Source organism: Pseudomonas tolaasii NCPPB 2192, assembly GCF_002813445.1.
GTDB lineage: Bacteria > Pseudomonadota > Gammaproteobacteria > Pseudomonadales > Pseudomonadaceae > Aquipseudomonas > Aquipseudomonas tolaasii.
This window is the reverse complement of the sequence record NZ_PHHD01000001.1, coordinates 2,797,331-2,816,638: the sequence shown is the minus strand read 5'-3', so window position 1 is coordinate 2,816,638 and position 19,308 is coordinate 2,797,331. Positions and strand designations below refer to the sequence as shown.

General features: G+C 59.7%; 18 protein-coding genes. 10 read left to right on the top strand and 8 right to left on the bottom strand.

Annotated elements, in window-relative coordinates:
- Nucleotides 1-70: 70 nt before the first annotated feature.
- The 3 genes from ATI14_RS12980 to ATI14_RS12970 form a co-directional block, all read right to left on the bottom strand.
- Nucleotides 71-703 (bottom strand): response regulator transcription factor, encoded by a 633-nt coding sequence (locus tag ATI14_RS12980; RefSeq protein WP_016970755.1) that lies wholly within the window; start codon nucleotides 701-703, stop codon nucleotides 71-73.
- Between the two features lie 625 nt (nucleotides 704-1,328).
- On the bottom strand, nucleotides 1,329-2,546 hold the full coding sequence (locus tag ATI14_RS12975) for an argininosuccinate synthase (protein ID WP_016970754.1): 1,218 nt from the start codon (nucleotides 2,544-2,546) through the stop codon (nucleotides 1,329-1,331).
- A 129-nt stretch (nucleotides 2,547-2,675) separates the two neighbouring features.
- The gene (locus ATI14_RS12970) at nucleotides 2,676-3,584 is read right to left on the bottom strand and encodes a flagellar protein MotY (RefSeq protein WP_016970753.1); all 909 of its coding nucleotides are present in this window, start codon (nucleotides 3,582-3,584) and stop codon (nucleotides 2,676-2,678) included.
- Nucleotides 3,585-3,740: 156 nt separating this feature from the next.
- Here ATI14_RS12970 and pyrC point away from each other — a divergent pair, with 156 nt between their 5' ends.
- Together pyrC and rnt are read left to right on the top strand one after the other, a co-directional pair.
- Nucleotides 3,741-4,787, top strand: coding sequence for a dihydroorotase (gene pyrC, locus ATI14_RS12965; RefSeq protein WP_016970752.1), 1,047 nt, complete (start codon nucleotides 3,741-3,743; stop codon nucleotides 4,785-4,787).
- Nucleotides 4,784-5,455, top strand: coding sequence for a ribonuclease T (gene rnt, locus ATI14_RS12960; RefSeq protein ID WP_016970751.1), 672 nt, complete (start codon nucleotides 4,784-4,786; stop codon nucleotides 5,453-5,455). Before pyrC ends, rnt begins: the two co-directional genes overlap by 4 nt.
- A 192-nt stretch (nucleotides 5,456-5,647) precedes the next feature.
- Here the strand turns inward: rnt and ATI14_RS12955 are convergent, their stop codons facing one another.
- Nucleotides 5,648-6,250, bottom strand: a complete 603-nt coding sequence (locus ATI14_RS12955; RefSeq protein WP_003172097.1) for a peroxiredoxin — start codon at nucleotides 6,248-6,250, stop codon at nucleotides 5,648-5,650.
- Nucleotides 6,251-6,482: 232 nt separating this feature from the next.
- Between ATI14_RS12955 and ATI14_RS12950 the strand changes: the two genes are divergently transcribed.
- Nucleotides 6,483-6,701 (top strand): bacterioferritin-associated ferredoxin, encoded by a 219-nt coding sequence (locus ATI14_RS12950; protein WP_010564137.1) that lies wholly within the window; start codon nucleotides 6,483-6,485, stop codon nucleotides 6,699-6,701.
- A 200-nt stretch (nucleotides 6,702-6,901) separates the two neighbouring features.
- Nucleotides 6,902-7,372 carry a bacterioferritin gene (bfr, locus tag ATI14_RS12945; protein ID WP_016970750.1) on the top strand — a complete coding sequence of 157 codons (471 nt, stop codon included), beginning with the start codon at nucleotides 6,902-6,904 and terminating at the stop codon, nucleotides 7,370-7,372.
- Nucleotides 7,373-7,441: 69 nt separating this feature from the next.
- On the opposite strand, the gene grxD is transcribed toward bfr, so the two are convergent.
- Both grxD and ATI14_RS12935 read right to left on the bottom strand, forming a co-directional pair.
- Nucleotides 7,442-7,780: a Grx4 family monothiol glutaredoxin gene (gene grxD, locus ATI14_RS12940; protein WP_016970749.1), complete on the bottom strand. Its 339-nt coding sequence runs from the start codon at nucleotides 7,778-7,780 to the stop codon at nucleotides 7,442-7,444.
- A gap of 84 nt (nucleotides 7,781-7,864) precedes the next feature.
- A complete protein-coding gene (locus ATI14_RS12935; protein ID WP_016970748.1) occupies nucleotides 7,865-9,973 on the bottom strand; it encodes a molybdopterin oxidoreductase family protein in 2,109 nt (702 codons plus the stop codon).
- Between the two features lie 434 nt (nucleotides 9,974-10,407).
- On the opposite strand from ATI14_RS12935, the gene argF reads away from it, so the two are divergent.
- On the top strand, nucleotides 10,408-11,328 hold the full coding sequence (gene argF / locus ATI14_RS12930) for an ornithine carbamoyltransferase (protein WP_016970746.1): 921 nt from the start codon (nucleotides 10,408-10,410) through the stop codon (nucleotides 11,326-11,328).
- On the top strand, nucleotides 11,325-12,434 hold the full coding sequence (locus ATI14_RS12925) for an ABC transporter ATP-binding protein (RefSeq protein ID WP_016970745.1): 1,110 nt from the start codon (nucleotides 11,325-11,327) through the stop codon (nucleotides 12,432-12,434). Before argF ends, ATI14_RS12925 begins: the two co-directional genes overlap by 4 nt.
- 133 nt (nucleotides 12,435-12,567) lie before the next feature.
- On the opposite strand, the gene ybaK is transcribed toward ATI14_RS12925, so the two are convergent.
- Nucleotides 12,568-13,038: a Cys-tRNA(Pro) deacylase gene (gene ybaK, locus ATI14_RS12920; protein WP_016970744.1), complete on the bottom strand. Its 471-nt coding sequence runs from the start codon at nucleotides 13,036-13,038 to the stop codon at nucleotides 12,568-12,570.
- A 327-nt stretch (nucleotides 13,039-13,365) separates the two neighbouring features.
- On the opposite strand from ybaK, the gene ATI14_RS12915 reads away from it, so the two are divergent.
- From ATI14_RS12915 to glpD, 4 genes are all read left to right on the top strand, one after another.
- Nucleotides 13,366-14,223, top strand: a complete 858-nt coding sequence (locus ATI14_RS12915) for an MIP/aquaporin family protein (protein ID WP_016970743.1) — start codon at nucleotides 13,366-13,368, stop codon at nucleotides 14,221-14,223.
- A gap of 80 nt (nucleotides 14,224-14,303) precedes the next feature.
- Nucleotides 14,304-15,809 carry a glycerol kinase GlpK gene (gene glpK, locus ATI14_RS12910; protein WP_016970742.1) on the top strand — a complete coding sequence of 502 codons (1,506 nt, stop codon included), beginning with the start codon at nucleotides 14,304-14,306 and terminating at the stop codon, nucleotides 15,807-15,809.
- Between the two features lie 95 nt (nucleotides 15,810-15,904).
- On the top strand, nucleotides 15,905-16,660 hold the full coding sequence (locus ATI14_RS12905; protein ID WP_010212755.1) for a DeoR/GlpR family transcriptional regulator: 756 nt from the start codon (nucleotides 15,905-15,907) through the stop codon (nucleotides 16,658-16,660).
- A 258-nt stretch (nucleotides 16,661-16,918) separates the two neighbouring features.
- A complete protein-coding gene (glpD, locus tag ATI14_RS12900; protein ID WP_016970741.1) occupies nucleotides 16,919-18,457 on the top strand; it encodes a glycerol-3-phosphate dehydrogenase in 1,539 nt (512 codons plus the stop codon).
- 58 nt (nucleotides 18,458-18,515) lie between these two features.
- Here glpD and ATI14_RS12895 read toward each other — a convergent pair whose 3' ends face one another.
- The gene (locus ATI14_RS12895; RefSeq protein ID WP_016970740.1) at nucleotides 18,516-19,241 is read right to left on the bottom strand and encodes a tetratricopeptide repeat protein; all 726 of its coding nucleotides are present in this window, start codon (nucleotides 19,239-19,241) and stop codon (nucleotides 18,516-18,518) included.
- Nucleotides 19,242-19,308 lie beyond the last annotated feature (67 nt).

Below are 19,308 nucleotides of genomic sequence, written 5' to 3'. Positions count from 1 at the left end.
CCGGAAGCCTCCCTGACGGAGGCTTTTTTCTGCCGGTTATTCAGACTTCAATCGTGTGTTACGTGCTCTCCTACACCAGGCCGTTGCGCTGGGCCAGCTCGATAAGGTCTACCAGGGACCGCGCATTGAGCTTGAGCAACAGACGCGTCTTGTAGGTGCTGACGGTTTTGTTGCTGAGGAACATGCCGTCGGCAATTTCCTTGTTGGTCTTGCCGCGCGCCAATTGCTGCAACACCATCATCTCCCGGCCTGAAAGGCGTTCGACCATGTCCGCCTCACTGGCGTTACCCATGGTGGAACGGACCGAATTGAGGGCCTGGTTCGGAAAGTAACTGTAGCCCGAGAGAACGGCCTTGATGGCACTGAGCAACTCGGTGAGGTCCTGCTGCTTGCACACGTAACCCGCCGCGCCGGCCTGCATGCATCGCATGGAGAAATGCCCGGGGGCCTGGGACGTCAGCACCAGCACCTTGAACGGCGCCGGCTGCTTGGTTGAGGCCAGGCGGCAAATAACCTCCAGCCCGTCGAGCTTGGGTATCCCGATATCCAGAATGACAATGTCCGGTACATGTTCCCGTGCAAGTTGCAACGCATCGACACCGTTATCAGTCTCTGCAACGACTTCATAACCATGACGCTCCATTAGCATGCGCACAGCAAGACGAATGACGGGATGATCATCCACGATCAGCACTTTATTCATGAGAAAGTCCAATTTCGCTGTTCGAATTATTTAGAGCAAACACAATAGCCTAGTCGTTTGCCAGTTGGCATGGCGTTACCCCCCAAACAACGGCAAGCAGAGACCCACCCCACAACGATATAGGAATGAGCCTACAAAAAATCGCTAATTCGGATATACGCAATTTTATGGAGCCTTTCAGAACTTTCCGGAGACGTACATATCTTGAATGAAATATCCCCCACTCAAGGGCGACAGGGTAAACGGGCCTCACAAGACTTTCAGCAAATGCCCATTGCGCATGGCAGGCGCGTAGATGAACCACTGAAAAAGATCCGACACTTTTAGTTCCATACAACATATTTTCTAACTTCCTTTATTCCTACAGAAATTTCAGCGCATTAGACGCACCTCACAGTTGAGTAGTGATTTTTCTGTAGGACATAGTTCCTGCTCAGGTGTTAAAAAATCATTCTTCCCTGTAAAAACAAAGGCGCAGCAAAACCCGGATCACAACTTTTAAACACAACAAACATAAACACCAGGCAAACACGATTAAACATCGAGAATGACCGGCTACTTCGTTATACACAGGCAAAAAAAATGGCCCCTTGAACAAGGGGCCATTTCTCACGACAAAAACCAATCAGAACAGCTTGCGACCCTTGTTAGCCGCAATGCGCATACGCAGGGCGTTCAACTTGATGAAGCCTGCCGCGTCCGCCTGGTTGTAGGCGCCGCCGTCTTCTTCAAAAGTGGCGATGTTGGCGTCGAACAGCGACTCGTCGGATTTGCGGCCGACCACGATCACATTGCCCTTGTACAGCTTCAAGCGCACAACGCCGTTCACATGGACCTGGGACGCGTCGATCATCTGTTGCAGCATCAGACGCTCAGGGCTCCACCAGTAGCCGGTGTAGATCAGGCTGGCGTACTTGGGCATCAGCTCGTCTTTGAGGTGAGCCACTTCGCGGTCCAGGGTGATGGACTCAATGGCGCGGTGAGCGCGCAGCATGATGGTGCCGCCCGGGGTTTCGTAGCAGCCACGGGACTTCATGCCCACGTAACGGTTCTCAACGATGTCGAGACGACCGATACCGTGTTCGCCACCGACACGGTTCAGGGTCGCCAGCACGGTGGCCGGGGTCATTTCGACGCCGTCCAGCGCGACGATGTCGCCGTTGCGGTAGGTCAGTTCCAGGTACTGTGGCTTGTCTGGAGCGTTCTCCGGGGAGACGGTCCACTTCCACATGTCTTCTTCGTGCTCGGTCCAGGTGTCTTCCAGCACGCCGCCTTCATAGGAGATGTGCAGCAAGTTGGCGTCCATCGAGTACGGAGACTTCTTCTTGCCATGACGCTCGATCGGGATGGCATGCTTTTCAGCGTAGTCCATCAGCTTTTCACGGGACAGCAGGTCCCATTCACGCCAAGGGGCAATCACTTTCACGCCTGGCTTGAGGGCGTAGGCACCCAGTTCGAAACGCACCTGGTCGTTGCCCTTGCCGGTGGCGCCATGGGAAATGGCGTCGGCGCCGGTTTCGTTGGCGATTTCGATCAGGCGCTTGGCGATCAGCGGACGTGCGATGGAGGTACCCAGCAGGTACTCGCCTTCGTAGACAGTGTTGGCGCGAAACATCGGATAGACGAAATCGCGGACGAACTCTTCGCGCAGGTCGTCAATGTAGATCTCTTTCACGCCCATGGCTTGCGCCTTGGCACGTGCAGGTTCGACCTCTTCGCCCTGACCCAGGTCAGCGGTGAAGGTCACCACTTCACAGTTATACGTATCCTGCAGCCACTTGAGGATCACCGAAGTGTCCAGGCCGCCGGAATACGCGAGAACGACCTTGTTTACGTCGGCCATGCCATCACTCCACGGGGTTGTACGGAAAGGCGTCGATTCTACCGGCCAAAACCATGGAATTACAGGGGCGCGACAGCAAATGAAGATAAAGCGACAGATTCTGTCGAGTGCGCGACCGGTGGTCGCACTTTATGTCGTGTGCGCCGCGTTGCCGGGTGCAGCGGCTTGCGGTGCCGGCTTCTCGGGGGCAGCCACCCGTTCAAGCTGGATGTTTACGCGACGGTTGCGTGCCCGGTTGGCGGCATTGGTATTGGGCGCCAGCGGGTAGCTTTCACCGTGAAAGCGCAGGGTGATCTGCGACTCGGGAATGCCGTTGGCCTTGAAGTAGTCCGAGACAGCCAGCGCACGACGGCGCGAGACATCACGGTTGGTCAGGCGGTTGCCGCTGTTGTCGGAATGGCCGTTTAACTCGATGTGGTTGACTGTGGGGTCGGCCTTCAGGAACGCCAGAACCACGTCCAGCTTCTTCTTGGCCGCCGCGTCCAGCTCGATGCCACCACCGGGGAACCCGACTTCGGTCTGTTTGACCTGGTCGTAGTTCATCGGCAGCAGTTTGGCCGTACAGAGCTGATAGTCGTTATAGGCCTTGGTGAATTTGACCGGCAGCAGGCGAATTTCCGAGTAACCGCCTTCACGCCCGTAATGCCGCACGGTGGGGCTGCGGCCTTCGAGCAAGCCGGTGAACAGCCGCCCGGCCTGGGCCTGAGAGCTGTTGAACAGCACATCGCCGCTGCCCACGCGCACGGCACCGAGGTTGATATCACCTCGGCCCGGCTGCCAGGGTGCTGCGGCGGCCAACAGTGTCGCTGAACCCGCGCCCAGTGCGCCGCTATAGGCTTTGAGACGAAATGTGGCCTGCTCGCCCGCGCGGCGCACGAACTCACCCGAGCCGAAATCGGTGATCGGCTGGGTCAGACGGCACTCGAACGGGTCGCCTTCTACCTTCCACTCAATATTTTCCAGACGTGTCTGAAACGTGAGGGCCATCGCAGGCAGGCTGGCGAACACACTGAGCAGGGCTAGATAATGCTGGCGCACGGGAGGCTCCACTGGTTTCTACAACACTTCAAAGCGTCATACGTCGTTAAGGCATACCCAGGGATATCGGACGCGTGCAGCAAAACTTGATAGCGAGTGCCTGCAAGAGTCTTTTCCGGTAGCATTCCCACCAGATTGACCCGCCTGGAATCCCCAATGTCCGACCGCCTGACCCTGCTGCGTCCCGACGACTGGCACATTCATCTTCGCGATGGTGCTGCGTTACCCCAAACTGTGGCCGATGTAGCGCGCACGTTTGGCCGCGCCATCATCATGCCTAACCTGGTACCTCCGGTGCGGAATGCCGAGCAAGCCGACGCCTATCGCCAGCGCATCCTCGCTGCGCGCCCGGCCGGCAGCCGCTTCGAACCGTTGATGGTGCTCTACCTGACCGATCGCACCCAGCCCGAAGAAATTCGTGAGGCCAAGGCCAGCGGCTTCGTGTACGCCGCCAAGCTGTACCCGGCAGGCGCGACCACCAACTCCGATTCCGGCGTGACCAGCATCGACAAGATCCTGCCCGCCATCGAAGCCATGGCCGAAGTCGGCATGCCGCTGTTGATCCACGGCGAAGTCACCCGTGGCGACGTCGATGTGTTCGACCGTGAAAAGATCTTCATCGATGAGCACATGCGCCGTGTGGTCGAGCTGTTCCCGACCCTGAAAGTGGTGTTTGAGCACATCACCACGGCTGACGCCGTGCAGTTCGTCAACGAAGCTTCGGCCAACGTTGGTGCGACCATCACCGCGCACCATCTGCTTTACAACCGCAACCACATGCTGGTGGGCGGGATTCGGCCGCACTTCTATTGCCTGCCGATCCTCAAGCGCAACACCCACCAGGTGGCCTTGCTGGACGCCGCCACCAGCGGCAGCCCGAAGTTCTTCCTCGGCACCGACTCGGCGCCTCACGCCCAGCACGCCAAGGAAGCGGCGTGCGGCTGTGCCGGCTGCTACACCGCGTATGCCGCCATCGAGCTGTACGCCGAAGCGTTTGAGCAGCGCAACGCCCTGGACAAGCTCGAAGGTTTCGCCAGCCTCAACGGCCCGCGCTTCTATGGCCTGCCGGCGAACACCGACCGCATCACCCTGGTTCGTGAAGACTGGACCGCCCCGGCCAGCCTGCCGTTTGGCGAGTTGACTGTTATCCCGCTGCGCGCCGGTGAGACACTGCGCTGGCGCCTGCTGGAGGAAAGCAAGTGAGTGAAGACCATTACGATGACGAACACGAGCACAGTGGTGGCGGCTCCCGTCACCCGATGGCCGAGCGGTTTCGCGGCTATCTGCCGGTTGTCATCGACGTAGAAACCGGTGGTTTCAACAGCGCCACCGACGCGCTGCTGGAAATTGCCGCGACCACCATCGGCATGGACGAACAGGGCTTTGTGTTCCCGGAACATACCCACTTCTTCCGCGTCGAGCCGTTCGAAGGTGCGAACATCGAAGCCGCCGCTTTGGAGTTCACCGGGATCAAGCTCGATCATCCGCTGCGCATGGCTGTGAGCGAAGAGGCGGCGCTGACCGACATCTTCCGTGGCGTGCGCAAGGCGTTGAAGGCCAACGGCTGCAAACGGGCGATCCTGGTGGGCCACAACAGCAGCTTCGACCTGGGCTTCCTGAACGCCGCCGTGGCGCGGCTGGACATGAAGCGCAACCCGTTCCACCCGTTCTCCAGTTTCGACACCGCCACCCTCGCCGGCCTGGCGTATGGCCAGACCGTGCTGGCGAAAGCCTGCCAGGCTGCCGGTATCGACTTTGACGGTCGTGAGGCTCACTCGGCGCGCTACGACACCGAGAAGACTGCCGAGTTGTTCTGCGGCATCGTCAATCGCTGGAAAGACATGGGCGGTTGGGAAGACTTCAACGACTGACCGGCTTCCTGTGGCGAGCAGGCTTGCCCTGCGTTGGGCTGCGAAGCAGCCCCAATAAAGCCACCGCGATTGATTCAGGAAAACCGCGGTGCCTGGTTATAGGGCCGCTTCGCAGCCCAACGCGGGGCAAGCCCGCTCGCCACAAAAAAAACCGGCCCTCACAGGCCGGTTTTTTTGTCCCGCGAATCTGGCTTACAGCTTGCCAGCGTTCTCGGTCAGGTAAGCCGCAACACCTTCTGGCGAAGCGTTCATGCCTTTGTCGCCTTTCTTCCAGTTGGCAGGGCAGACTTCGCCGTGCTCTTCGTGGAATTGCAGCGCGTCAACCAAACGGATCAGCTCTTCCATGTTACGACCCAGTGGCAGGTCGTTGATGATCTGGGAGCGAACAACGCCCTTGTCATCGATCAGGAACGCGCCACGGAAAGCCACGCCGCCTTCGGACTCAACGTCGTAGGCCTTGGCGATGTCGTGCTTCATGTCGGCAGCCATGGTGTATTTGACTTTGCCAATGCCGCCATCGTTGATGGCCGTGTTGCGCCAGGCGTTGTGGGTGAAATGGGAGTCGATGGAAACGGCTACCACTTCAACGTTGCGCGCCTTGAAATCGTCCATGCGGTGGTCCAGAGCGATCAGCTCCGAAGGGCAGACGAAAGTGAAGTCCAGCGGGTAGAAGAACACCAGGCCGTATTTGCCTTTGATGGCTTCAGACAGTTTGAAGCTGTCTACGATTTCGCCATTGCCGAGGACGGCAGGTACGTCGAAATCCGGGGCTTGTTTGCCGACGAGTACGCTCATTGGGTTTCTCCTGATGCAAGGGTGACGATTGAAGTAAAAGGACCGGCCCCGAGTCTGCCGCGGTCAAGCGACAGCCCTGTGACACAATCACGCTTCGTGAAGACCGGCCATCATACACGGAAAAAACCGTTCGTCAGTGCGAGCAAAGTCCCATGAATCTACTTTGACAATCATTCTCGTTAACATTAAGATCCATCGCACTTAAGCCTTAAACCCGCGACGGTTCTCCCTTATGTATGTGTGCCTCTGTACTGGCGTCACCGACGGACAAATCCGCGAAGCAATCTACGAAGGTTGCTGCAGCTACAAGGAAGTGCGTGAAACCACCGGCGTTGCCAGCCAGTGCGGCAAATGTGCTTGCCTTGCCAAGCAAGTGGTACGGGAAACCCTGACGCAGCTACAAACAGCCCAGGCTGCGCTCCCCTATTCAGCAGAATTTACACACGCTTAATTTTGCGTGTTTTAAAGAACCGGACCTGGCGTCCGGTTTTTTTATGCCTTTAATTCAATTAGTTAGCGCCAAGACGCGGAACACAAACATTCTTATTCCGATTAATTTTCATTTATTATTCAATAACTTAGGTTTGACACTCAGGTTTTCGCCGCTCAAACTCCGCCCATACACAGCTATTACAGGGCAGGACCCCAGTCATGAAAGGCGACATCTCAGTCATCCAGCAACTCAATAAAATCCTTGCCAATGAACTGGTCGCGATCAATCAGTACTTTCTGCATGCGCGCATGTACGACGATTGGGGCCTGGAAAAGCTCGGCAAGCGTGAATACAAAGAATCCATCAAGGCCATGAAAGACGCGGACGCGCTGATCAAGCGCATCCTGTTCCTGGAAGGCCTGCCGAACGTGCAGGACCTGGGCAAGCTGAATATCGGTGAGCACACCGAGGAAATGATCAGCAGCGACCTGAAGTTCGAACACAAGAGCCACAGCGATCTCAAGGCCGCCATCGCCCACTGCGAAACCAAGGGCGACTTCGGCAGCCGTGAGTTGCTGGAAGACATTCTGGAAGATCAGGAAGAACACATCGACTGGCTGGAAACTCAACTGGGCCTGATCGTCAAAGTCAGCCTGGAGAACTACCTGCAATCGCAGATGGGCGAATAAGCCCTCGTTCATCGGCCACAAAAAAGCCCCGCTCTCTGTCGAGAAGCGGGGCTTTTTATTGCAGGCGAATCAGGCGTCAGTCTTGGCTGCCGCGTTGGCCGCTGCTTCTTTGATCAGCGTTTGCAGCGAGCCATCGGCCGCCATCTCAACGATGATGTCGCTGCCGCCGACCAGTTCACCGGCCACCCACAGTTGCGGGAAAGTTGGCCAATTGGCGTATTTCGGCAGGTTGGCGCGAATTTCAGGGTTTTGCAGGATATCCACGTAAGCGAATTTCTCGCCACACGCCATGATGGCCTGGGAAGCCTTCGCGGAGAAACCGCACTGAGGAGCGTTTGGCGCGCCCTTCATGTAAAGCAGAATGGTGTTGTTGGCAATCTGCTCTTTGATCGTTTCGATGATATCCATGGAACACCTCGGCTGGAACTTTGCGACTCACAGGTCGGCACGGTGGCGCATTGTAACGCAAAATTCCAGCGCAGTGCTCGGCCCTTATGCGGCAGCCACCTGCACCGGGACGCCGTTCAACGCGGCGTTTCCGGACAATTCATCCAGTTGCCGCTCGTCGGTCAGGTCATTCGCACTCGCCCCCGGCTGGCTGCTCGCGATAGCCATCTGCACGCCCGGACGGCCGTGGCCCCATCCGTGAGGCAGGCTGACCACGCCGGGCATCATGTCCAGGCTGGCCAGCACCTCCACTTCGATCATGCCGATACGCGAACTGACGCGCACACGCTGGCCATCATTCAATTGGCGGCTGGCAAGGTCTTCAGGGTGCATCAACAATTGGTGGCGCGGCTTGCCCTTCACCAAGCGATGATAGTTGTGCATCCAGGAATTATTGCTGCGCACGTGGCGGCGACCAATCAGCAACAGCTCGTCGGCTGACGGCGCAGGTTGCGCGGCAAACCGCGCCAGGTCCGCGAGAATCACCGCCGGCGCGGCCTGCACGTTGCCATCAGCCGTCTTCAGACGTGCGGCAAGGTTGGCTTTGAGCGGCCCCAGGTCAACGCCATGGGGATGATCGGCCAGCATCGCCACCGACAATTTGTGCTCGGAAGCATCACCATAAGCCCCTGCGCGCAATCCGAAGTCGATCATCTGCGCAGGCGGCAGGGTCGGTTTGAGCGTCGCGCCGGCCTGCGCCGCGAAGGCCCTGGCCAGGCCGACAAAAATCTCCCAGTCATGCAGCGCCCCGTCGGGCTTTGGCAGAATCGCGCGGTTGAAGCGGGTGACATTGCGTACCGCAAACATATTGAATGTGGTGTCGTAATGATCGTTTTCCAGCGCCGAGGTCGAGGGCAGGATCAAGTCCGCATAGCGCGTGGTCTCGTTGATATACAGGTCGATGCTGACCATGAACTCCAACCCGTCCAGCGCCTTTTCCAGCTGCCGGCCATTGGGCGTCGACAACACCGGGTTGCCCGCCACCGTCACCAGTGCGCGGATTTGCCCTTCTCCTTCGGTAAGCATTTCTTCAGCCAAAGCGGACACCGGCAACTCGCCACCGTATTCAGGGCGGCCCGACACCCGGCTTTGCCAACGGTTGAAATGCCCGCCGCCTGTCGACGCGACCAAATCCACGGCCGGCGAGGTGCACAAAGCACCACCGACGCGGTCCAGGTTGCCGGTCACCAGGTTGATCAGTTGCACCAGCCAATGGCACAGCGTGCCAAACGCTTGGGTCGATACGCCCATACGCCCGTAACACACCGCCTTGTCGGCGGCGGCAAAGTCCCGCGCCAACTGGCGAATCTGCTCGGCAGGTACGCCGCACTGACGGCTCATGGCCTCGGCGGTAAACCCCGCAATCGCCTGACGCACGTCATCCAGACCTGCAACCGGCAAGTGGCTGTCACGGGTCAGGTGTTCGCTGAACAAGGTGTTGAGTACCCCGAACAACAGCGCCGCATCCCCACCGGGACGTACAAACAGGTGCTGGTCAGCCATCGCCGCCGTTTCGCTGCGACGCGGGTCAACCACCACCACTCTGCCGCCCCGGGCCTGGATGGCCTTGAGGCGCTTCTCCACATCAGGCACGGTCATGATGCTGCCATTGGACGCCAGCGGGTTACCGCCGAGGATCAGCATGAAATCGGTGTGGTCGATGTCCGGGATTGGCAGCAGCAGGCCGTGCCCATACATCAGGTAACTGGTGAGGTGATGGGGCAGTTGATCCACGGAGGTCGCGGAGAAGCGATTGCGCGTCTTCAACTGGCCGAGAAAATAATTGCTGTGGGTCATCAGCCCGTAGTTATGCACGCTGGGGTTGCCCTGGTAGACCGCCACGGCGTTCTGACCATGCCGGGCCTGAATGCCCGCCAGCCGTTCGGCCACGAGCGAAAACGCATCTTCCCACGGGATCGGTTGCCACTCGCTGCCAACGCGCAGCATGGGTTGGTGCAGACGGTCGGGGTCGTTCTGGATGTCCTGCAGTGCCACGGCCTTGGGGCAGATGTGCCCGCGACTGAAGGGGTCCTGCGGGTCGCCCTTGATCGAGGTGATCGCGAGGCTGCCGTCCTCAGCCTGAGTGGTTTCCAGGGTCAGGCCACAAATGGCTTCGCACAGATGGCAGGCACGGTGGTGGAGAGTCTTGGTCATGGCCAGTCTCTTTATCAGGGCTTTGATCGCACTATGGGCTGCGACAGGGCCGGGCACCACTATCGTTTGCGCTGTGAATCCACCCGCATCAGGCCGGGACATGGCCAAGCGTGAGCAAATGTTTCAGAGACCGCTCGCGAGGCTCTAAAACCGACGCAGCCCGGCCTGGAGCCGCCTCCGCGCATTGCAAAATGTCTCGACGCCAGTGTACAAATGGCCCGCTGCTGTCTGGAAATTGTCTTCAAAAGCGCCCCGGCGCCCTTCTTGAACACCCTTAAAAACCGTAGCCCTATTGGTAAGACGCGACATTTAATTATAAGATCGCGCCTTCCCCTATTTCGTCGCCCCGTGCGGCTTTCGCCGCAGGTCTCGCCCGTTGTCACAATAAACAAGGCTTTGAGTATCTGCGGTCTGTTGCAAAAAGGTAGTTAATGATGAGCGCAAGGCACTTTCTCTCCCTGATGGATTGCACGCCCGAAGAGCTGGTCAGTGTGATCCGTCGAGGCATTGAGCTTAAAGACCTGCGTAACCGCGGCGTACTGTTCGAGCCTTTGAAAAACCGTGTGCTCGGGATGATTTTCGAAAAGTCCTCGACCCGCACCCGCGTGTCGTTCGAAGCCGGCATGATCCAGCTCGGCGGCCAGGCCATCTTCCTGTCCTCGCGCGACACCCAACTGGGCCGTGGCGAGCCGGTTGCCGACAGCGCCATCGTGCTGTCGAGCATGCTCGATGCGGTCATGATCCGTACCTTTGCCCACAGCACCGTGACCGAATTTTGCGCCAACTCCCGCGTGCCGGTGATCAACGGCCTGTCCGACGACCTGCACCCGTGCCAATTACTGGCCGACATGCAAACCTTCCTTGAGCACCGTGGCTCAATCCAGGGCAAGACCGTGGCCTGGATCGGCGACGGCAACAACATGTGCAACAGCTATATAGAAGCGGCGATTCAGTTCGACTTCCAGTTACGCATCGCCTGCCCGGAGGGCTACGAGCCCGACGCGCGCTTCCTGGAGCAGGCCGGTGACCGCGTCACCGTATTGCGCGACCCGCGTGATGCGGTGGTCGGCGCGCACCTGGTCAGCACCGACGTGTGGACCTCCATGGGCCAGGAAGAAGAAACCGCCAAGCGCCTTGCGCTGTTTGCGCCGTTCCAGGTGACCCGCGCCCTGCTCGACCTGGCCGCGCCGGATGTGTTGTTCATGCACTGCTTGCCTGCACACCGAGGCGAAGAAATCAGCCTCGACCTGCTCGATGACACGCGCTCGGTCGCCTGGGATCAGGCTGAAAACCGCCTGCATGCGCAGAAAGCGCTGCTTGAATTCCTCGTCCCGCCGTCGTACCACCACGCATGAGCCAGCCATTACTGCTGAACCTGCGCAATCTGGCATGCGGCTATCAAGACCAACGCGTGGTGCAGAACCTCAACCTGCACCTCAACGCCGGTGACATCGGTTGCCTGCTGGGCTCATCGGGTTGCGGCAAAACCACCACCCTGCGTGCGATTGCCGGGTTTGAGCCGGTGCACGAAGGTGAAATCAGCCTGGCCGGCGAAGTGATCTCCAGCGCCGGTTTCACACTGGCACCGGAGAAACGTCGTATCGGCATGGTGTTCCAGGACTACGCACTGTTTCCGCACCTCAGCGTGGCCGACAACATTGCCTTCGGCATTCGCAAGCACCCGCAGAAAGACCGGGTGGTCGCCGAGTTGCTGGAACTGGTCAACCTGAAAAACCTCGGCAAGCGTTTCCCTCACGAGCTGTCCGGCGGCCAGCAACAACGCGTCGCCCTTGCCCGCGCCCTGGCGCCGGAACCGCAATTGTTGCTGCTGGACGAACCCTTCTCCAACCTCGACGGCGAGCTGCGTCGCAAGCTCAGCCATGAAGTGCGCGACATCCTTAAAGCGCGTGGCACCAGCGCGATTCTGGTCACCCATGATCAGGAAGAAGCCTTCGCCGTGAGCGATCAAGTCGGGGTTTTCAAGGAAGGACGGCTGGAACAGTGGGACACGCCCTACAACCTTTATCACGAACCGCAGACGCCTTACGTCGCCAGCTTTATCGGCCAGGGCTATTTCATTCGTGGGCAACTGAGCTCGCCGGAATCGGTGAGCACCGAGTTGGGTGACTTGCGCGGCAACCGCGCCTACACCTGGCCAACCGGCGGCGCGGTGGACGTATTGTTGCGTCCGGATGACATCGTGTATGCGCCGGACAGTGCGTTGAAAGCCCGCATCGTCGGCAAGACGTTCCTCGGCGCGTCCACGCTGTACCGCCTGCAACTGCCGACGGGTGCGCAGCTGGAATCGATTTTCCCGAGCCATGCCGATCATCAGGTCGGTGCGGATGTGGGGATTCGGGTTGCGGCGGAACATCTGGTGTTGTTTCAGGCCTCAGGCAGTACCGCCGCGCAGATCCCTCAGAGTGAATCCGGCGTGCGCCGCTACAGCCCGGCGCACTGACGAAACCCACTCAACCATGTGGGAGCTGGCTTGCCTGCGATGGCATCACCTCGGCTTAACTTAAGGACCGAGGCGCCTGCATCGCGGGCAAGCCCGGCTCCCACAGTGGCCCTCACCCACTTAAAGCCCAGTGTCAGGCACGGCCAATGGGTGCGAACTTCGCCTGCGTATGCTCGGCCAACACCGCTGCCGGCAATTCCACTTCCAGCCCCCGCCTCCCCGCACTCACAAAAATCGTTGCAAACGGCTGCGCCGTCACATCTATAAAAGTACGCAAGCGCTTCTTCTGCCCCAATGGGCTGATGCCACCCAGCAAATAGCCCGTTGAGCGCTGCGCCGCCGCCGGGTCGGCCATCTCGACTTTTTTCACCCCGGCAGCAGACGCCAGGGCTTTCAGGTCAAGGCTTCCGACGACTGGCACCACCGCCACCAACAACTCGCCTTTTTCACTGCTGGCCAGCAGCGTCTTGAACACCTGCGCCGGGTCGAGGCCCAATTTTTCCGCGGCCTCCAGGCCATATGACGCAGCCTTGGGGTCATGTTCATAACTGTGGATGCGATGTTCGGCGCGAACTTTTTTCAACAAGTCCAATGCAGGGGTCATGGAGGCTCCGGGCGTGGCAAACAGAGGGCCAATTCTAGGCCAAGCCCATGCAAAAGGCTCTAGTACGCCCCCTCGAAAGACAAATACCCTACGCCCCCCGCGTGATCATTCACCAGACCTATAGTTCAAAAATGACCGATCGTTCACTTTCGACCTTTGACAGCCGTCATTCTTGTCTATATTTTTTCGTTTCCGAATACTGTAGGAATATCACCTCAGTACTCCAGCAGTAAGCTGCGGCCGGGATGGGGATCCTGACCATGGTGAAAATCGCGCAACCACACGTTGAGGTGGTGCGCCAGACAAGAACAACAATTGAGGTTTTCCATGACAACTGCTCTTCAACAGCCTTCACTTTCGAGCCAATGCATGGCCGAATTCCTGGGGACTGCGCTGCTGATCTTCTTCGGCACCGGATGTGTCGCTGCGCTCAAGGTCGCGGGTGCCAGCTTTGGCTTGTGGGAGATCAGTATCATCTGGGGGGTGGGCGTCAGCATGGCGATCTACCTCAGCGCCGGTATTTCCGGAGCGCACCTCAACCCGGCGGTCAGTATCGCCCTGTGCATCTTTGCCGATTTCGAAAAGCGCAAACTGCCCTTCTATATCCTCGCCCAGGTCGCCGGCGCCTTCTGCTCGGCGGCGTTGGTGTACACGCTCTACAGCAACCTGTTTTTCGATTACGAACAAACCCACCATATGGTTCGCGGCTCCCAGGCCAGCCTGGAACTGGCGTCGGTGTTCTCCACCTACCCCCACGCGCTGCTGAGCACGGCTCAGGCCTTCCTGGTGGAAGTGGTCATCACCGCCATTCTGATGGGCGTGATCATGGCCCTCACCGACGACAACAACGGCCTGCCTCGCGGCCCGCTGGCCCCGCTGCTGATCGGCTTGCTGATCGCCGTGATCGGCAGCGCCATGGGCCCGCTGACCGGCTTTGCGATGAATCCGGCGCGGGATTTCGGGCCCAAGCTGATGACCTTTTTCGCCGGCTGGGGTGAAATGGCCTTTACCGGCGGTCGTGATATTCCTTACTTCCTGGTGCCGATTTTCGCGCCGATTGTGGGCGCTTGCCTCGGCGCTGCGGCCTATCGCGGGCTGATCGCTCGCCACCTGCCGAGCGCGGCACCTGCTATAGATGAAGAAACACCTGACACGGCTGTCAACGGCAATACGCGTATTTCCTGATCACACCCGCCTGGTGCCCAGTGCCCTTTTGCGGCCCAGGCGGATTACTCATTTCTTTATTTCCGTGCAAGGCAATCGACATGACCGACATTCAGAATAAGAACTACATCATTGCCCTTGACCAGGGCACCACCAGTTCGCGGGCGATCATCTTTGATCGGGACGCCAACGTGGTCTGCACCGCCCAGCGTGAATTCACTCAGCACTACCCGCAAGCCGGTTGGGTCGAGCATGACCCGATGGAAATTTTCGCCACCCAGAGCGCGGTGATGGTCGAAGCGCTGGCCCAGGCCGGCCTGCACCATGATCAGGTCGCCGCCATCGGCATCACCAACCAGCGTGAAACCACGGTGGTGTGGGACAAGGTCACCGGCCGCCCGATCTATAACGCCATTGTCTGGCAGTGCCGCCGCAGCACCGAGATCTGCCAGCAGCTCAAGCGCGACGGCCACGAACAGTACATCAATGACACCACCGGCCTGGTCACCGACCCGTACTTCTCCGGCACCAAGCTCAAGTGGATCCTCGACAACGTCGAAGGCAGCCGCGAGCGTGCGCGCAACGGCGAGCTGCTGTTCGGCACCATCGACAGCTGGCTGATCTGGAAATTTACCGGCGGCAAAACCCACGTCACCGACTACACCAACGCCTCGCGCACCATGCTCTTCAACATCCACACCCTGGAGTGGGATGCGAAGATGCTGGAGATCCTCGACGTGCCGCGCGAAATGCTGCCGGAAGTGAAGTCATCGTCGGAAATCTACGGCCGCACCAAAAGTGGCATCGCCATCGGCGGCATTGCCGGCGACCAGCAAGCCGCGCTCTTCGGCCAGATGTGTGTAGAGGCCGGCCAGGCCAAGAACACCTACGGCACCGGCTGCTTCCTGTTGATGAACACCGGCGACAAGGCGGTGAAATCCAAGCACGGCATGCTCACCACCATCGCCTGCGGCCCGCGTGGCGAAGTGGCCTACGCCCTGGAAGGCGCCGTGTTCAACGGCGGTTCTACTGTGCAGTGGCTGCGTGACGAGCTGAAGATCATCGCCGACGCCACCGACACCGAATACTTCGCCGGCAAGGTCAAGGACAGCAATGGCGTATACCTGGTGCCGGCCTTCACCGGCCTGGGCGCGCCGTACTGGGACCCGTATGCCCGTGGCGCGCTGTTCGGCCTGACCCGCGGCGTACGCGTGGACCACATTATTCGTGCAGCCCTGGAGTCGATCGCCTACCAGACCCGCGACGTACTGGACGCCATGCAACAGGACTCCGGCGAGCGCCTCAAGGCCCTGCGCGTAGACGGCGGCGCGGTGGCGAACAACTTCCTGATGCAGTTCCAGGCCGACATCCTCGGCACCCAGGTCGAGCGCCCGCAAATGCGCGAGACCACCGCACTCGGCGCGGCCTACCTGGCAGGCCTGGCGTGCGGCTTCTGGGGCAGCCTGGAAGAGTTGCGCGGCAAGGCGGTAATTGAGCGCGAATTCGAACCGCAGCTGGACGAAGCGGCCAAGGAAAAGCTCTACGCCGGCTGGCAAAAAGCGGTCAGCCGCACCCGCGACTGGGAGCCCCACGAAGGCGCCGAATAAGCCAAGCGCCGGACCTGTAGCCGGTTGTAACTGGCAGGGAGCGGATTCCTGCGTCATCATGGGCCACTTTTGTATGGCAGCCCAAAGGACGCCCCATGAATCTGCCTCCCCGCCAACAACAAATCCTCGAGCTGGTCCGCGAACGCGGTTACGTCAGTATCGAGGAAATGGCGCAGCTGTTCGTTGTCACCCCGCAAACCATCCGCCGCGATATCAACCAGCTGGCGGACGCCAATTTGCTGCGCCGCTACCACGGCGGCGCGGCCTATGATTCCAGCGTTGAAAACACCGCGTACGCCATGCGTGCCGACCAGATGCGCGACGAGAAACAGCGCATCGGCGAAGCCATCGCGGCGCAAATCCCCGATCACGCCTCGCTGTTTATCAATATCGGCACCACGACGGAGTCCATCGCCCGCGCGTTGCTGAACCACAACCACTTGAAAATCATCACCAACAACCTCAACGTCGCCACCATGCTCAGTGCCAAGGACGACTTCGATGTTCTGCTCACCGGCGGCAATGTACGCCGTGACGGCGGCGTGGTGGGCCAGGCCAGCGTGGACTTTATCAACCAGTTCAAGGTCGACTTTGCCCTCGTGGGCATCAGCGGGATTGACGAAGATGGCAGCCTGCTGGATTTCGATTATCAGGAAGTACGGGTTTCCCAGGCGATTATCGCCAACGCGCGCCAGGTGATTCTGGCGGCGGACTCCAGCAAATTCGGGCGCAATGCCATGATTCGCCTGGGGCCGATCAGCCTGGTGGACTGCCTGGTGACTGACCAGCAGCCGGTGCCGGCGTTGGTGCAGCTGTTGAACCAGCATAAGGTTCGGCTGGAAGTGGTTTAGCAGCCCTTCTGACGCCATCGCGGGCAAGCCCGCTCCCACAGGTTGGAATGCGATCACCTGTGGGAGCCGGGCTTGCCCGCGATAGCGGTCTAACAGGCGCTCCATTCCCCACGATGTTCACAATTCTTCTTTTCCCCACCCTTCGATGAGTTTTTTCAATCGAAGTCGGGTGGCTGCGCGCGCGTTTATCGGCTAACATTTTCGCAAATGAACATTCATGTTCGAATTCCAAGACGAAAAAGATCGCGAGGCCAGCCGATGAACCCTTCCACCTTGCCTGCTCCACCGCTTGCCGAAGTCTATGACGTTGCCGTTATCGGCGGCGGGATCAATGGCGTCGGCATTGCAGCAGACGCGGCCGGTCGCGGGTTGTCGGTATTCCTTTGCGAAAAGGATGACCTGGCCAGCCACACTTCGTCGGCCAGCAGCAAGCTGATCCACGGCGGCCTGCGCTATCTCGAACATTACGAATTCCGCTTGGTGCGTGAAGCCTTGGCCGAACGCGAAGTGCTGCTGGCCAAGGCCCCGCACATCGTCAAGCAGATGCGCTTCGTGCTGCCACACCGCCCGCATTTGCGCCCGGCGTGGATGATTCGTGCCGGCCTGTTCCTGTACGACCACCTCGGCAAGCGCGAAAAACTTGCAGGCTCCAAAAGCCTGAAGTTCGGCGCGAACAGCCCGCTGAAAAGTGAAATCACCAAAGGCTTCGAGTACTCCGATTGCTGGGTGGATGACGCCCGCCTCGTGGTATTGAATGCCATGGCCGCTCGCGAAAAGGGCGCGCATATCCACACCCAAACCCGTTGCATCAGCGCGCACCGCAGCAACGGCCTGTGGGAAATGAACATGGAACGCGCCGACGGCAGCCTGTTCTCGATCCGCGCCCGCGCCCTGGTGAACGCGGCCGGGCCGTGGGTGGCCAAGTTCATCAGGGACGATCTGAAGCTGGACTCGCCTTACGGCATCCGCCTGATCCAGGGCAGCCACCTGATCGTGCCGCGCCTGTATGAAGGTGCCCACGCGCATATTCTGCAGAACGAAGACCAGCGTATCGTCTTCACCATTCCGTACCTGAACCACCTGACCATCATCGGCACCACCGACCGCGAATACACCGGCGACCCGGCAAAAGTCGCGATTACCGAAGGTGAAACCGACTACATGCTGAAAGTGGTCAACGCGCACTTCAAGAAACAACTGAGCCGCGACGATATCGTGCACACCTACTCGGGCGTGCGCCCGCTGTGCAACGACGAGTCGGACAACCCGTCGGCCATCACCCGCGACTACACCCTGGCGCTGTCTGGCGGCAACGGCGAAGCGCCGATTTTGTCGGTGTTTGGCGGCAAGTTGACCACCTACCGCAAGCTCGCCGAGTCGGCGATGGCGCAGCTGGCGCCGTTCTTCACCCAGATGCGCCCGAGCTGGACCGCCAAGGCGAGCCTGCCCGGTGGCGAGAACATGACCACGCCAGAGGCGCTGGCCGACGCCATCCGCGCCAAATTCGACTGGGTACCGAGCGAGATCGCCCGGCGCTGGGCCACCACTTACGGCAGCCGCACCTGGCGCCTGCTGGAGGGCGTGCAAGCGCTGGCAGACCTGGGCGACCACCTGGGTGGCGGCCTGTACACCCGCGAAGTCGATTACCTGTGCGCCGAAGAATGGGCGACCCAACCTCAGGACATCCTGTGGCGCCGCACCAAGCTTGGCCTGTTCACTACGGCGGAAGAACAGGACAACGTGCAGCGTTACCTGTCCAAAGTCGGGCAAACCCGCGCAAAGATTGAAGCGGCCTGATCAGCCGCAGGTTCGTGCTGCATAAGAAGCCCCTGCACCGAAAGGTCCAGGGGCTTTTTTACGCGTCCAGTGCCTGGCGCTGATAACGCAGGCCCATGTCACGAATGGCGCTGAACGCCGAACCCAGCAATACCGGGTAAGCCGCCTGTAAAAAGCCCGGCGTCGCCGTCGTTAGCGCGCGCTCCAGCCACAGGCAGGCTTGCGCCTCATCCCCCGCCTCGGCCAGCTCAGCGGCATGGTTGTACTGCCCGCGAAAATCCCCGCCTTCGGCCGAGCGCTGATACCACTGCCTGGCCTGTTGAATGTCCTGCGGCACCACCACGCCCTCATGGTGAAACCGGCCGAGCAGATTCATCGACTTGGCGTGCCCCTTCGCAGCAGCCTGACGGAACATGTTGTAAGCCGCAGACAGATCTTTCTCAACGCCACGGCCGCGTGTCAGCAACTGGCCATAGTTGTAGATCCCCCAATCCAGACCGAGCTCGGACGCTTGCCGGTAATGCCGTGCAGCCTCTGCAAGATCAATCTGGCTACCCCACCCATTCTCCAGGCAACGCCCGATCATGTTGATCGCCATCGGGTGGTGTTGCAGCGCGGCGATGCGGAACCAGCTCAAGGCCAGTGCCTCATCTTTTTGAATGCCCCGCCCGTCCAGTAACAACTGGCCCAGGGTGGCCTGCGCGTCGGCGTCTCCCAATTGTGCGGCGTGCATCACCCAACGCGCATAGGCGCGGGGGTTTTCTGTGATTTCAGACGGTTCACTGTCGGGGTTCCCACTGTGCATATGCGTGCGCGCCATGATCGAAGCTGACAAAAATTTCACGAATCATCTTGTTACAAACTATTACATT